The sequence below is a fragment of the Bacillus thuringiensis genome (genome assembly GCF_022095615.2).
In the GTDB taxonomy this organism is placed as follows: Bacteria; Bacillota; Bacilli; order Bacillales; family Bacillaceae_G; genus Bacillus_A; species Bacillus_A cereus_AG.
Window position 1 is genome coordinate 2,802,855 of sequence record NZ_CP155559.1, and the last position, 12,806, is coordinate 2,815,660.

The window sequence follows — 12,806 nt, forward strand, 5'->3', positions numbered from 1 at the left end:
ACATAATATTCGTTATAATACGAATATTCAATCTTTTTAAAGGTCTAAAATGTTGAGAAATATTTTTTGAAGGGTGAAAAACATAAAATAGGTACATTTACAGAAAGTCCATTCTAGAAATTATGATTCTCTTTCCTTTTTTTCGAGTGAAATCTCACCTACACAAAAAAGCCAATCCCTAAGTATTAGCTAAGGAATTGGCTTTTTCTAACGAGAATACTTTATGAATAAACGGCTTGCTTCTTCTGGTACATAGAACTTACCATCGCTTTCTACAACAACACTTCCTAATTCATAATCTTTATTCTTAATACGAATTATATTTTTGTTAACAAATAATTGAGCTTTTATATTATTACGTTTTACTATGAGCACCGGGTTTGCTGTATCAGTATTATCTATAGTGACTGTTGCACCGTTTTGTTTAAAAGCTGATTCACTCTCTACAAATAATTTGTTTGTTACTTCTTCAAGGTTAAAGCCCATTGCTTTCGCCATCGTTTTCGCAACGTCCGTGTTTTGGATTAAACCGGATGGCTTTTGAGGTCCGTATGAATATAAGAATACATCCTCACCTGTATGCCCGCCTGTTGTGAAGCCTATGTTCGCACGATTGGCCAATAATGTAGTAAGTATTGGACCAATATCCGATTTCTTTTGTACAACTTTTAATTTTTCCTTTTCAACTTCAGTTAAGTTATTTAAACCGTAAAGAGCAGCAACTTCTACTATATTCGATAAATCATTATTTATTTTTTCAGTTACCCCTTCAAGTGTCATTTTCGCTTTTTTTAATGGCTCTATGTAAGCATTTACTGGTGTTATATTATACCCCTTTGTCGTATTCATATTTCCAATAGAAATCCCACTATTACCATGGTCAGTTAAGGCGATGAGCAGTGTGTTCCCATCATTTTTTGCAAATTGTAATGCTTTTGCTACCGCTTCATCAAATGCCAATACATCGCTAATCATCCCAATTGGATCATTCACATGAGCTGCCCAGTCTGGCTTACTTCCCTCTACAAATAAAAAGAAGCCATCTTTATCTTTTGATAACGTTTGAATTGCTTTTTCCGTCATTTGCGAAAGTGTTGGTTGCTCCGGATTTGTTGCTTCACGATCCATATCAAACGCTAAAGCATTATGTGAAAAAGAGCCCCAAATTTTATTAGATTTAGAGTTCAATAATGCACCTTTCGTTTCAACAAAGTCGTATCCTTTATCTTGAATCACCTTTACTAAATCTTCACCATCTTTTCTTTTTATAGGCAGGAGTGCCGCTTTTCCCCCGCCTAGTACGACATCTATATTTTGATACACTTGCTGCTCCGCAATTACGTCAAAATATTTGCGGTTGACATGATGAGCAGAGAACCCGGCCGGAGTAGCATGCTGAATTTCAGCTGTAGCAATAATTCCAGTTGCACGACCAGTACGTTTGGCACCTTCTAAAACATTGGCAACTGGCCGTAACTTGTCCTCTTCTTTTATTGGTTTTACGCCGGGTGAACTTACAATAGAAGGTAATACGCCTACATATCCTGAATTCGATTTATTCCCCGTCGCTAAAGCTGTAGCTGCTGGTGCTGAATCTGTTATAGCTGATTCAGCCGAATATGTACGAACTCCTCCTGTTACCATTTCATCTAATGCAAGTGGTTTCCCTTTATACAAGCGTGATAATGTCGTTGCTGAAGAACTCGTTCCGTCCATAACCATTATGATTATATTTTTCGGTTGACGTTCTACTTTTTTCACTTTCGCTTCCACCGAATAATAATTCATCATGCTTTCCGTACATAACATACTTAGTGTGATTGTTCCTACTAACAGTAACTTCTTCATCAGTAAACCCAATTTCGACATTGTTGTTCCTCCGTATGTTTTACATTCATTTATATATGTTTTATTAGTCCCCAATTTTCATGAAGCTAACAATCATTATCTTCATTTTCTTTTATTAGTAAAGTAACCGTACATATCATAGCTTTTCATTTTCAAATAACTAGAGGCCACATCTATTTTATTAATACGTCTTGTCATTCTCTTCACTAAAATTTATTTATCAATAAAAGTTCGATTGAAATAAATAATAATTTATTGTTAAACGATAAATTTCATGTTAAATTAAAAAGATAATTTAAAAATGAGGTGCTTTATATGAAACAAGGATCAACACTCTTTTTAAAGACAGCTATTATCCTTATCGGTATGCCTGTTTTTGCTTTGTGTATATTTTTAATTCCTAATATCGGGAATTACGCAGCAGAATTGTACCCGGATATTGCATATATAAAATATCTTGTTTTAATCAATCTTTATGCAACCGTGATACCTTTTTATTTTGCTCTATATCAAGCCTTTAAACTTGTAAGCTACATTGACAAGGGGAACGCCTTCTCGAAATTATCTGTTAGAGCTTTAAAAAAGATAAAACAATGTGCTATTACAATTTGTGTATTATATGTAGTAGGTATGCCACTTTTCTATCTTGTAGCAGAGAGAGATGATGCACCAGGTATTATAATAATTGGCATGATCCTTATCTTTGCTTCAATGGTTATCGCAGTCTTTGCTGCCGTTCTCCAAAGACTTTTAAAAGATGCGATAGATATAAAATCAGAAAACGATTTAACGGTCTGAGGTGAATAACATGGCAATAATAATTAATATTGATGTAATGTTAGCGAAACGAAAAATGAGTGTAACTGAACTTTCAGAGAAGGTTGGAATTACAATGGCTAACCTTTCTATATTAAAAAATGGAAAAGCAAAAGCAATTAGAATTACAACTTTAGATGCTATTTGTAAAGCGTTAGAATGCCAACCAGGGGATATTTTAGAATATCAACCAGAAGATACCGAATAAAAAGAGTCCTTCATACGAGAAGGACTCTTTTTATTCGGTGTTACGGTGCAAAACTCACTCGACCAGTCAAAACTAAAATAATCGCGATAATCCAAAATATAAAAAATGATGAGGACAATATTAATGAAAGAATAGCAATCCCCTTCTTCTCTGTTTTTTTCGTCATCGTAATGACAGAAAGTATGATTCCTGCAACTGTGAGGGCGACTGTAATATAATCTCCCACTATATTACCTGCATTGGCTATCCTTGTCGGTGTTATAAAAACGAAAAGAAAACATAAAATGCCGATGAGTAAAGATATATAACTGATTATACTGTATTTCTTTTTAGGAACTATTTCAGTTTTCATACTATCCCCCTCTTCTCTATAGCTATGAGTTCATATTAGCACAAATAACCATAATTTGGTTAACATAAAAAACAGATACAGTGAGAACTTCCACTGTATCTGTTTTTTAGTTAATATATAAACCTGCTATTTCTTCTTTATCATTATAAGTTATAATGAATGTCCGTTGTTCTTTACTATATTTCGCTACAAGAATAACAGTATATGAACCATCTTTTTCTTCAATCGATTTTTTCTCAATTTTTTCGAACGTACCGGCTTTCTCAATTACAGGTGTCAGATCTTTCATTTTTTCTTCTGGCAATCCAGCTTTCATTTTACTATCAAATTTTTCATGTACTTCTTTATACTTCGCTTTTTGAATATTAGTAATAATGTTTTCACTTTTACTAGTTACCTCAATAAAATCAAAAGGCAACATATATTTCGCACAAATCTCCTCAACTAGCCGCTTCATTTGCTGTGCTTGTATGACATCATCTTCTAAAATAAAAATACTCATGTGATCACTCGCTTTATTGAAATCTTTTCATCTATCTATTTATCTATAACTATATGATTCAAATTGTTATACTAATCTCCTTCTAAAGAATTGAAATAATTAATTTGCTATTACATAGGAAAACCTCAACTTTTCAGGCAAAAAGTTGAGGTTTTCTTCAAATTACTTATAAAGAAATTTTCTATCATTCACTACCTTAAAAAATTCCGAGTAATGCGCTAAAGAATAATCCGCTACATCACAATTCCCTTGAAACATGCATGTTGAAATACCTAACTCTTTTGCAGGTAATAAATCTAATTCTCTATCCCCAATAGCTAAATCAATATTGTGCTTTTTATGTAGATGATCATAAGCTAAAGAGTTCGGTTTTCGGGGAAAGCCATCGTCAATTGTAACCATGTCTACGAAGTATTTGCCCCAGCCGTAATGGTCTAAAATAGATAATACCCCTGCCCTATGTTTATGGGTCATAATCACATTTTTATCGGTAAACTTTAAAACCTCTTCTACTTTTTCAAATGGTTTTATATCTTCTATAATAATCCGACTCTCTAATACATCAATTTCACTTAATTGGTTTTTAGATATTTTGTAATAATCGATTGCGTGAGAAAATGAAACTTTTAAATTTGTATAGATTTCTTCTTCACTTATCTCCTCTCCTAAAACTTGAGAAAGAATTTTTGTATAAACTGGATACGTATCAAATAACGTCCCATCAAAATCCCATAAAATATTCATTGTATTCACCTTTCTATTTTCTAATCATTGTATAAGTAAGTTCGCTCTTTTCTGTGGTGTTTCACTTTCTAAATAGTAATCCTCGGCTTTCCAATACCTATTCTCAAACTTTGAAAGGTTTTTCTGCGTTTCTTCACTCTCACGTAGAAACCTTGTCTCTCTTGGACAATCCAAGTACACCATATAATGAAAGAAATCTCTCCATTCTTTTCGTTGTAGAAAAACACCTTCAATTACAATTACGCCTACTATAGGGATCTGTACTTTTTTCATTTCACATAAGTCTGTCTCATCATAATAGAACGGCAATTTCAGTTTTGTTTCAGTTTGTAGCTTTTGAAAAAACTTCTGCCGAATCCACTCAACATCCCATTGTAAATAATAGTACTCATACCATTCTTCATATCCAGTATGATATCGTTTATTACGCTCTACTATATGATTATCAATATGAAAAATATGAAACGGGATACCTTCTTGTTTCATATTTTCTTTTAAATTTGCCACGAATGTCGTTTTACCAGATCGACTTAAACCATCTATACCTAGAATAAACCTATTTTCTTTATGTTTCTTCATTATATTTATAAGCTCATTTGTACTCATTACTTCTTCCACTCTTCTTTTAATAAAGAATATAAAATCGTATCATGAGCAACTTCATTTTGAATCATATGTTTTCGAAGTAATCCTTCTTCTTGAAATCCTGCTTTACTTAATAATTTTTGAGAAGCTTTATTTTCTACATATACAACAGCTGCAATTCTTATCAGTTGCAGCGTTTCAAATCCGTAAGTTAAAATTGCCTGTAACGCTTCCGTTGCATACCCTTTGCCCCAATATGTATCGTCTAATTCATAACCAATTTCAGCTCGCTTATGATGCTTGTTTATTAAGTGAAATCCGCACGTTCCGATTAATTGGCCCGTGCCTTTTTTCTCAATTCCCCAGCGAAATACTGTTCCCTCTTCATAACGATTTTTAAACGTTTGAATTGTTGTTTTCGCTTGCTCAATATTTTCAAAAGAATCCATTCCGAAATAACGTATAACAGATTCTTTTGAAAAATAACGGAACATCGTTTCTGCATCTAACAGTGTTAATTCTCTTAATTGTAAACGTTCTGTTTCTAGTTTCGGAAACCCCATCTCTTTTTCTCCTTCTATTCTAATGAACTGCAAATTTCAATATAATTCCCATCTGGATCGGCAATGTATGCAATTGTTTGTCCCCACGGTTTCACAATTGGTTCAACTAAAATTTTAATACCTTGCTCTCTAAATTGTTCGATTGTTTCTTGTACATGATCAACAACGAATCCCAATTCAAAATGAGAAGATTGTAACTCACCTTCTGTAAGTGATAGTCCTGTTAATTCTTTCACATCTTGCCTCGTGTTCATCGCTAAAATTGTAGAACCAGTATTAAACTCAATATATGTACCATGCTCTGCTTTTATAGGTAACTGTAAAATATCTCTATAAAACCTTAAACATTCTTCAAACTTTTCTACATATAAAATAATGTACTTCATTTTTAAATTCATTTTATATCCCCCTTTATATCCATCCCTAAAATTTCGACAAAAGTCTCATAAAAACCTTGTTTCCTATAGTAATGAGCACAAAAAAATGAGGCCGATTTCTCGGCCCCCCAGCTTATTGGCATAAAACAGGAGATTTGGTTTGGACATAACCAGTTCGTACCCTTATTATATTTTATTTTTTCTGAATTTTGAATACTTTAAACACCCATTTATATTGAGAAAGTTTTTTTGCTTGCATAAAATTAAAGAGTTTAAGAAATGCTACAAATGGAGGTGTATACATATGGAACCAATGCTATGTCCAAGCTGTAAAACGAACCGTACTCGATTTAATATTCTTGAGCAACAAGTAAAACCAGTTAAATTAAATCCACAAACTGGCCAAGTAGAAGAGGAATACACAGATGAAACGATGAATGCTTTTCATATGGCCTATCAAGGACCGACTTACCGCGTCCAATGCGCTGTCTGCGGGCTTGTTGAAAACCCGGAGCAATTTATTAAACCTGCTCAAAATCAATCTTTTTCATAATATTGTTACCACCCTTTATAGAAATAGGTTTTTCTATAAGGGGTTTTTCTGTTTATACGTCAATAAAAAACGTATTTCTTCCTTATTATAAGTTACACCTCACACCTGTTAGCTATCTTTTATTTTTGGATCTTCAATTGGAAGAAAATAATGACTCCTTCCATTCTAGCAATATGGATTGTTTCTACTGTTTGCAGTCTTTTACTTTGTTACTATTTTAAATATAAAAATTCAAATAAAATTAATTGGTAGTTCATTATTATGAATCGTTACTTATTTATTATCTTCCAGGTATTGTCCTCGTTTATCATTCTACCACTTAAATATACAGTCTTTTATTATATAAAAAAGAGTTAACAAAATAAACATACATAGAACTTAAAAAAGATGTTCCCCATATAATCTTCAATATAATCTTCTTTAAGAATTCTGCTCTTTGTTACAATATTTCCTTTTTTAACTTTTTAATTTTCCAAAATAAATTAATGAATATATATAAATATAAACAAACAAAAAAACCTACCATACCTTGATATAATCTAGATTCTTCCATTCTAAAGAAACATAAGTAAATCGCTGGAATTAACGTCGCAAACATAATTGCAATGAACTGTAACACCTCAGTAAGTTTTTGTATCTTCGTTTCCTTATCTGAATATATATCAGGTAACTCATTTTCCTCTTCTACTTCTTTACAAAAATAATTCCATTTCGCAAAACTCGTTACATGTTTCCAACCACACATTTCATATATTTCAATATACTCTTTTTGTTTTTCTTTTGTATCTTTATAATCTAACCTAAAATCCGCTTTATATATTACATCTTTCGGCTCGGTTCTATTAAACGTATACATTATATTATACTTTTGCAGTGCCCAGCCCTGTTGATGCATTTTTCTTAAAAAGGCTTCCTCTTTTTCCAAACTCCATCCAGCGAAAAATTTAAATATCTTCTTTGTCTCCATCACCCATTCACTCCCCTAATATACTGTTTCCATTTCTTACAGATCTCTGCAACCTGTTATACTCTAGCTCTAACACTTCTCTCCCAAACGTTGTTAACTCATAGCACTTCTTTCTGTCTGTAGAGGCAACTTCAACTATTAACTTCTCTTTTAATAATTTCGTCGTATTCCCGTATAAAGTACCAGGGCCGAGCTTTACTTCCCCATTTGTCATCTCTTCTACCATTTGCATAATTCCATAACCGTGCATTGGCTTCACTAGTGACAACAGAATGTAATATGTCGCCTCTGTTAACGGAATATACTTTTGTACTTTCTCATTCATTATAACTACCTCCGATACATCGTTTCCTGATATATCGACTAACGATACATCGTATATCGATATTGTATAATCACATTCCAAAATATGCAAGTATAATTTAATAATTAAATATTTATTTCTTTGGATTGAAAAATCATACCAATTTTCTGAATAATTTGTTAAAATATAGAAATATCCGTTTATATTTTGAAAGGAATGATACATATGATACATAAATTAAAAGAAAATATAGGATCAGTTTTTGTAGGTAAAGAACATGTTATAGATCTATTAATCGTTTCCTTGCTTGCTGACGGTCATGTGCTTCTTGAAGATGTGCCTGGTACTGGGAAAACACTCCTCGCAAAAACACTTTCTAAAAGTATTGGTGGTAATTTTTCTCGCGTCCAATTTACACCGGATGTACTTCCAAGTGATGTAACAGGTATTGAATATTTCAATCCGAAAACGAGTGAATTCGAGTTAAGACTTGGACCAGTTATGACCAATATTTTGCTTGCGGATGAAATTAACCGCGCTATGCCTAGAACACAGTCTAGTTTATTAGAATCGATGGAAGAACGACAAGTAACGCTTGAAAAGCAATCTACTCCTCTTCCGAAACCGTTCTTTGTTATTGCGACGCAAAATCCAATTGAATCACAAGGAACTTTCCCTCTACCAGATGCACAGCTTGATCGTTTTTTAATGACAATTTCAATTGGTTATCCATCTCCAGAAGATGAACTACAAATGATGCGACGTTTTCGTAGGGATATACCACTAGAAAGCGTCAAATCTGTTATTTCTTTAGAAAATATTTTAGAAGCACAGAAACGAGTAAAAGAAATTTTTGTATCAGAACCGTTAGAACATTACATTATTAAACTTGCTCATGCTACAAGGAATCATGATTACATCGCTAACGGTGTAAGTCCACGTGCCACACTTGCTTTAGTGCGTGCAGTTCAAGCTTTAGCCTTTTTACGCGGGAGAGAATATTGTACACCTGAAGATATACAATTTTTAGTTCCTTCTGTTTGGAATCACCGTATCGTCTTATCAATGGAAGGCGCATTACGTACGACAAAAAATGAAATTATGCAAAGAATTTTAAAAGAAGTTGACGTACCAGTGGAGATTGAGCAAGCATGAATGGACAGCGCGTTGTAACTGTACCTTTATTTTTCCAACTTCATATTATTCAACTAACTGTCCCAGGCGCTATACTATTTACGTTTTTTATGCCGCAACGAATCATAATGTTTCTCTTTTTCTTCTATTATTTATTTGCGATTTTTATTTATAAATATGTCGCTTACATAGAGAAAACATTTGAAGTGGTAAATGAGAAACAAACAACTCGGCTATTCCCTAATGAATCTGGACAATTTTTTATTCATTTGAAAAACGGTGCAAACATACCACTCGTTAATGGTGTTTGTTATTTTCATTTAGATCCGTCACTACTACCACAAAAAGATCAAGGAATTGATCAAATATCGAAAACGTTATTTTCTTTTCCGTTTTCACAACCTGCTCATTCGGCGCAAAAATGGGATTTAACATTAACCGCTACGAAGCGTGGTGTATTTCAAATTGAACAGTTCGAATGTGTCTTAAAAGATCCTTTTCATCTTTTAACTGTACATTTACCCATTTTTGATAAATTACGGACTGAAATTATTGTGTACCCTTCTCCTAAAGAAGTAGCAGGTTTGCAAGAACTACAGCAACTTTTAACGGGATCTTATCGAACGAATTTTTCTTTTTACAATGATGAAACATCTATTATCGGCGTTAAACGATATGAACGGGAGTCTTTCCGTTCTATTCATTGGAAAGCATCTGCTAAAATGCAGGCATTACAGGCAAAGCAATATGAACCTGTAAAAAATTATAGTTGGACGATCTGTCTTTCTTTAGCTGCTGATCGTGGATTTGGTTGGAAGGATAATATAGAAGATCTTATATCATTTGCAACATACATTTGCCAATACGCAACGAAGCATCAAATACCATTTGAATTATTTATTAGTGTATTAGCTGAAGGTGGTCCTCTGCACTTACCATTAAATGAAGGGCAAACACACTACGGAGTATCTTTAGAGGAATTAGCGCGTATTTCAGATGACAGTACGTTGCTTCCGAAACAAGGATTCCTTCATTATGTAGCGAGAAAAAGGGAACGATCGTCTACAATGATATACATTGGTTTACAGAGAAATGAACTCCCTCTTCTCTCTCAGCCTACGTTTCTCATTAATAACGAAGGGATGGTGGAAAAGCTTGAAGACTTGGCTCTATCACGTTCATGACTTTATTCTGCTGCTCCTCCTTTCGTTATTAACGGAAAGAGATGAACTCATCGGTATTACTATATTTTTAGCAACAGGCTATACTGGATTATTTCTTATCCATAAACTAATGAAGAAAAAAACGACAGGTTTTGTCATTCTGTTAATGACTCAAATAATCGGTTGTTCTATCTTTCTCTCTTTCTCTCTGTTTGGCACAATTATGTTACCGCTTTTCTTCTTTATCGTACATGTAGTTGGGCCTGGATATCCAGTTCAAAAGTCATTAGGTGGTATTGTCTGGTTTGGTATTTCAGCTATATTTTATACGCCCTTTCCACCTTTGTGGAAACTATTACTTTTAGTTTTACACATTATGATTACTTTTTGGTTAACTGGTGCAAATCGTAATCAACAGTTATTACGTTTCGCTTCTCTTATCACGATTGGAATAATTAGTGCTTTCCTTATTCCTATTTTCCCATACATTCGGCTTCTTTTTTCTTATGTCGTACAAGTAGTTGCTTTAGGATTTGGATACGCCATTAATCCGTTATTTTCGGCAGCTGAATCAAAAGAAACTGACGATTTTTGGTCTAATAAAGGGAATTTAAAGGATCCTCAAATTAAAGATGAATTGGGGCAACACTCTTTTGATCCAACACTCATAAATAGCATTACAATAATAGCCTGTGCATCTATCGCTATTTACGTCGTTTGGAAAATAATAAAAAAACGAAAATATTTAAGTTTACCAAATATGCCTGTCTTCGAATCTACTATCATCACTGATAAAGAAGGAATGAATCAAAAACGTTTGAAACGAAACATACCGCCACATAACGAAATTCGAAAAGAAATTTTTAAGCTTGAAAGTAAGTTAATTCCTCCTTTAAATAGAAAACGAGGAGAAACTGTTGAAGCATGGCTAGGAAGAATAAATCGTGAAGAAGATGTAAATATTGAGAGTCATATTGTTATAGATGCTTATAATACAGTGCGTTATTCAAATGGTGAGGATATGATGCTACTTCAGGAATTTAAGGAAGAGGTTCATAAGCTTTATGTGTATCAGAAGAGTTTAAAGAAAAGAAAGAAATAACACAACAAAAAGACTCCTATTTTCATAGGAGTCTTTCTATACTTCTACGTTATTTTTTAAATTGAAGCGTTTTTCCCTGCTTCTATTTCTAATGACTCTTCATGCCACCAAAGTGTTTCTTCAGGGTCTTCTTTAGCAATCTGGTGTGCTTCTTTTTTCGTTTCTACTGTAGGATATGAACCTTTTAGTGCGCGTCCTGAAGTTGTAACGAATAATACACTAAATACGACTAACCCAATAATACTTACACCTGCTAAATAAAATGCCGGTGCTAGCGGGTTACCGGTTGCATGAACTAAGTATGAACATACGAGCGGTGTTGTACCACCGAATATCGATACAGAAATATTAAATGAGATCGAAAGTGCTCGATAACGTACATCGGTGAAAAATAGTGATGGTAATAATGAAGGTAATGTTCCTTCATATACGCTTAGGAAGAATCCTAAAACGAAAATACCTGCAAATATAGCTGCAATATGTCCGTTACCTATTAGTAAAAATGCTGGAATTGCAAATATTGTTAAACCAAGTAAACCAATTTGCACGACGCGTTTATTACCAATTTTATCACTTAATTTACCGAAATAAAGTGCTAGCGGAATCATAAGTGCCATCGTAATAGAAATAATTAATAAGCCAGTTGTTTCTTTGACTTTAAGTACTTGAGTTAGATAAGAAGGAATATACGAAAGGATCATATAGTTTGTAATGTTAAAGAAGGCAACAATTACTGTGCTTAATAAGAAGTCTTTTTTGTGATATTTTAATATGTCCATAAATGAAAATTGTTCGTTGTCTTCAGATTCCTCTTGTGCTTTTTCCATCTCTTCAAAGATGGGAGATTCATCTAAATGACGGCGTAAATATAAACCGACCAAACCAATTGGTGCAGCTATTAAGAAAGGAATACGCCAGCCCCAGCTGAGCATTTGCTCATCTGTTAACAATAACGTCAAAATGGTAACAATTACCGATGCAGCAATGTAACCTGAGAGTGTTCCAATTTCAAGACCACTACCGAGTATACCACGCTTTTTATCTGGAGAAGATTCTGCGATATAAACCATTGCACCTGAATATTCGCCGCCTGTAGAGAAGCCTTGAATCATTCGGGCAACTAAAAGTAGTATTGGTGCCCATACACCAATTTGTTCATAGGTTGGTAGTAATGCGATGAATAATGTAGAAAGTGCCATTAAAATAATAGTAGTACTTAACACGATTTTTCGGCCGTACTTATCTCCTATTCTACCAAAGAATACACCTCCGATTGGTCGAACGAGAAAGGCCACTGCAAAAGTAGCAAATGTAAGTACAAGTTGCAATCCACTATTATCAACACCTGAGAAGAATAATTGACTTAAGATAACCGCTAAATACGCGTATAATCCGAAGTCAAACCACTCCATTGCATTTCCTATACCAGTAGCAACAACTGCTTTCCTGGCTTGTTTAGGATTGACAATATTAACGTCTTGAGGTTCAAAATTTAAATCATTATTTTGTTGCATATAATAAAACAGCTCCTTATTTAATTTAACTTCTTTAAGCACACCTTCTCTTATTGAATAAAATTAATTCGAAG

The 12,806-nt window shown here is 33.6% G+C and carries 16 protein-coding genes; 6 read left to right on the forward strand and 10 right to left on the reverse strand.

All coding sequences use genetic code 11. The features are described 5' to 3' along the window. Positions 1-207 precede the first annotated feature (207 nt). Positions 208-1,869, reverse strand: a complete 1,662-nt coding sequence (locus tag KZZ19_RS14555; RefSeq protein ID WP_237980113.1) for an alkaline phosphatase — start codon at positions 1,867-1,869, stop codon at positions 208-210. Positions 1,870-2,163: 294 nt separating this feature from the next. Here KZZ19_RS14555 and KZZ19_RS14560 point away from each other — a divergent pair, with 294 nt between their 5' ends. Next, entirely contained in the window at positions 2,164-2,646 is a 483-nt protein-coding gene (locus KZZ19_RS14560) for a DUF2975 domain-containing protein (protein ID WP_237980112.1), read from the forward strand. A gap of 10 nt (positions 2,647-2,656) precedes the next feature. Then, on the forward strand, positions 2,657-2,872 hold the full coding sequence (locus KZZ19_RS14565) for a helix-turn-helix domain-containing protein (protein ID WP_000974615.1): 216 nt from the start codon (positions 2,657-2,659) through the stop codon (positions 2,870-2,872). Between the two features lie 40 nt (positions 2,873-2,912). On the opposite strand, the gene KZZ19_RS14570 is transcribed toward KZZ19_RS14565, so the two are convergent. The 6 genes from KZZ19_RS14570 to KZZ19_RS14595 form a co-directional block, all read right to left on the reverse strand. Beyond that, on the reverse strand, positions 2,913-3,224 hold the full coding sequence (locus tag KZZ19_RS14570; RefSeq protein WP_076538462.1) for a hypothetical protein: 312 nt from the start codon (positions 3,222-3,224) through the stop codon (positions 2,913-2,915). A 106-nt stretch (positions 3,225-3,330) separates the two neighbouring features. Continuing rightward, positions 3,331-3,681 (reverse strand): DUF3887 domain-containing protein, encoded by a 351-nt coding sequence (locus KZZ19_RS14575; protein WP_432442729.1) that lies wholly within the window; start codon positions 3,679-3,681, stop codon positions 3,331-3,333. Positions 3,682-3,888: 207 nt separating this feature from the next. After that, positions 3,889-4,470 (reverse strand): HAD-IA family hydrolase, encoded by a 582-nt coding sequence (locus KZZ19_RS14580; RefSeq protein WP_237980111.1) that lies wholly within the window; start codon positions 4,468-4,470, stop codon positions 3,889-3,891. Positions 4,471-4,494: 24 nt separating this feature from the next. After that, complete coding sequence (locus KZZ19_RS14585) at positions 4,495-5,076, reverse strand: kinase (RefSeq protein WP_237980110.1); 582 nt, start codon at positions 5,074-5,076, stop codon at positions 4,495-4,497. After that, positions 5,076-5,618: a GNAT family N-acetyltransferase gene (locus KZZ19_RS14590; RefSeq protein ID WP_237980109.1), complete on the reverse strand. Its 543-nt coding sequence runs from the start codon at positions 5,616-5,618 to the stop codon at positions 5,076-5,078. Before KZZ19_RS14590 ends, KZZ19_RS14585 begins: the two co-directional genes overlap by 1 nt. Before the next feature lie 14 nt (positions 5,619-5,632). Further along, the gene (locus KZZ19_RS14595) at positions 5,633-6,016 is read right to left on the reverse strand and encodes a VOC family protein (protein ID WP_237980108.1); all 384 of its coding nucleotides are present in this window, start codon (positions 6,014-6,016) and stop codon (positions 5,633-5,635) included. 283 nt (positions 6,017-6,299) lie between these two features. On the opposite strand from KZZ19_RS14595, the gene KZZ19_RS14600 reads away from it, so the two are divergent. Beyond that, positions 6,300-6,548: a DNA alkylation repair protein gene (locus tag KZZ19_RS14600; protein ID WP_237980107.1), complete on the forward strand. Its 249-nt coding sequence runs from the start codon at positions 6,300-6,302 to the stop codon at positions 6,546-6,548. A gap of 439 nt (positions 6,549-6,987) precedes the next feature. Here KZZ19_RS14600 and KZZ19_RS14610 read toward each other — a convergent pair whose 3' ends face one another. After that, positions 6,988-7,515, reverse strand: a complete 528-nt coding sequence (locus KZZ19_RS14610) for a DUF2812 domain-containing protein (RefSeq protein WP_237980106.1) — start codon at positions 7,513-7,515, stop codon at positions 6,988-6,990. Between the two features lie 7 nt (positions 7,516-7,522). Beyond that, on the reverse strand, positions 7,523-7,840 hold the full coding sequence (locus tag KZZ19_RS14615; RefSeq protein WP_088096799.1) for a PadR family transcriptional regulator: 318 nt from the start codon (positions 7,838-7,840) through the stop codon (positions 7,523-7,525). Positions 7,841-8,044: 204 nt separating this feature from the next. On the opposite strand from KZZ19_RS14615, the gene KZZ19_RS14620 reads away from it, so the two are divergent. The 3 genes from KZZ19_RS14620 to KZZ19_RS14630 are packed head-to-tail and all read left to right on the forward strand — an operon-like array spanning position 8,045 to position 11,218. Further along, positions 8,045-8,974 (forward strand): AAA family ATPase, encoded by a 930-nt coding sequence (locus tag KZZ19_RS14620; RefSeq protein ID WP_237980103.1) that lies wholly within the window; start codon positions 8,045-8,047, stop codon positions 8,972-8,974. Further along, positions 8,971-10,137 carry a DUF58 domain-containing protein gene (locus tag KZZ19_RS14625; protein ID WP_237980102.1) on the forward strand — a complete coding sequence of 389 codons (1,167 nt, stop codon included), beginning with the start codon at positions 8,971-8,973 and terminating at the stop codon, positions 10,135-10,137. The genes KZZ19_RS14620 and KZZ19_RS14625 overlap by 4 nt, the downstream gene beginning before the upstream one ends. After that, positions 10,109-11,218 (forward strand): DUF4018 domain-containing protein, encoded by a 1,110-nt coding sequence (locus tag KZZ19_RS14630; protein WP_237980101.1) that lies wholly within the window; start codon positions 10,109-10,111, stop codon positions 11,216-11,218. Before KZZ19_RS14625 ends, KZZ19_RS14630 begins: the two co-directional genes overlap by 29 nt. Before the next feature lie 56 nt (positions 11,219-11,274). Here KZZ19_RS14630 and KZZ19_RS14635 read toward each other — a convergent pair whose 3' ends face one another. Then, positions 11,275-12,732 carry an MFS transporter gene (locus KZZ19_RS14635; protein WP_237980100.1) on the reverse strand — a complete coding sequence of 486 codons (1,458 nt, stop codon included), beginning with the start codon at positions 12,730-12,732 and terminating at the stop codon, positions 11,275-11,277. Positions 12,733-12,806 lie beyond the last annotated feature (74 nt).

What these genes read in the sequence shown, in the direction of transcription:
- KZZ19_RS14555 (WP_237980113.1), bottom strand. Translation starts at nt 1,869, where the DNA reads ATGTCGAAATTGGGTTTACTGATGAAGAAGTTACTGTTAGTAGGAACA.
- KZZ19_RS14560 (WP_237980112.1), top strand. Translation starts at nt 2,164, where the DNA reads ATGAAACAAGGATCAACACTCTTTTTAAAGACAGCTATTATCCTTATC.
- KZZ19_RS14565 (WP_000974615.1), top strand. Translation starts at nt 2,657, where the DNA reads ATGGCAATAATAATTAATATTGATGTAATGTTAGCGAAACGAAAAATG.
- KZZ19_RS14570 (WP_076538462.1), bottom strand. Translation starts at nt 3,224, where the DNA reads ATGAAAACTGAAATAGTTCCTAAAAAGAAATACAGTATAATCAGTTAT.
- KZZ19_RS14575 (WP_432442729.1), bottom strand. Translation starts at nt 3,681, where the DNA reads ATGAAGCGGCTAGTTGAGGAGATTTGTGCGAAATATATGTTGCCTTTT.
- KZZ19_RS14580 (WP_237980111.1), bottom strand. Translation starts at nt 4,470, where the DNA reads ATGAATATTTTATGGGATTTTGATGGGACGTTATTTGATACGTATCCA.
- KZZ19_RS14585 (WP_237980110.1), bottom strand. Translation starts at nt 5,076, where the DNA reads ATGAGTACAAATGAGCTTATAAATATAATGAAGAAACATAAAGAAAAT.
- KZZ19_RS14590 (WP_237980109.1), bottom strand. Translation starts at nt 5,618, where the DNA reads ATGGGGTTTCCGAAACTAGAAACAGAACGTTTACAATTAAGAGAATTA.
- KZZ19_RS14595 (WP_237980108.1), bottom strand. Translation starts at nt 6,016, where the DNA reads ATGAATTTAAAAATGAAGTACATTATTTTATATGTAGAAAAGTTTGAA.
- KZZ19_RS14600 (WP_237980107.1), top strand. Translation starts at nt 6,300, where the DNA reads ATGGAACCAATGCTATGTCCAAGCTGTAAAACGAACCGTACTCGATTT.
- KZZ19_RS14610 (WP_237980106.1), bottom strand. Translation starts at nt 7,515, where the DNA reads ATGGAGACAAAGAAGATATTTAAATTTTTCGCTGGATGGAGTTTGGAA.
- KZZ19_RS14615 (WP_088096799.1), bottom strand. Translation starts at nt 7,840, where the DNA reads ATGAATGAGAAAGTACAAAAGTATATTCCGTTAACAGAGGCGACATAT.
- KZZ19_RS14620 (WP_237980103.1), top strand. Translation starts at nt 8,045, where the DNA reads ATGATACATAAATTAAAAGAAAATATAGGATCAGTTTTTGTAGGTAAA.
- KZZ19_RS14625 (WP_237980102.1), top strand. Translation starts at nt 8,971, where the DNA reads ATGAATGGACAGCGCGTTGTAACTGTACCTTTATTTTTCCAACTTCAT.
- KZZ19_RS14635 (WP_237980100.1), bottom strand. Translation starts at nt 12,732, where the DNA reads ATGCAACAAAATAATGATTTAAATTTTGAACCTCAAGACGTTAATATT.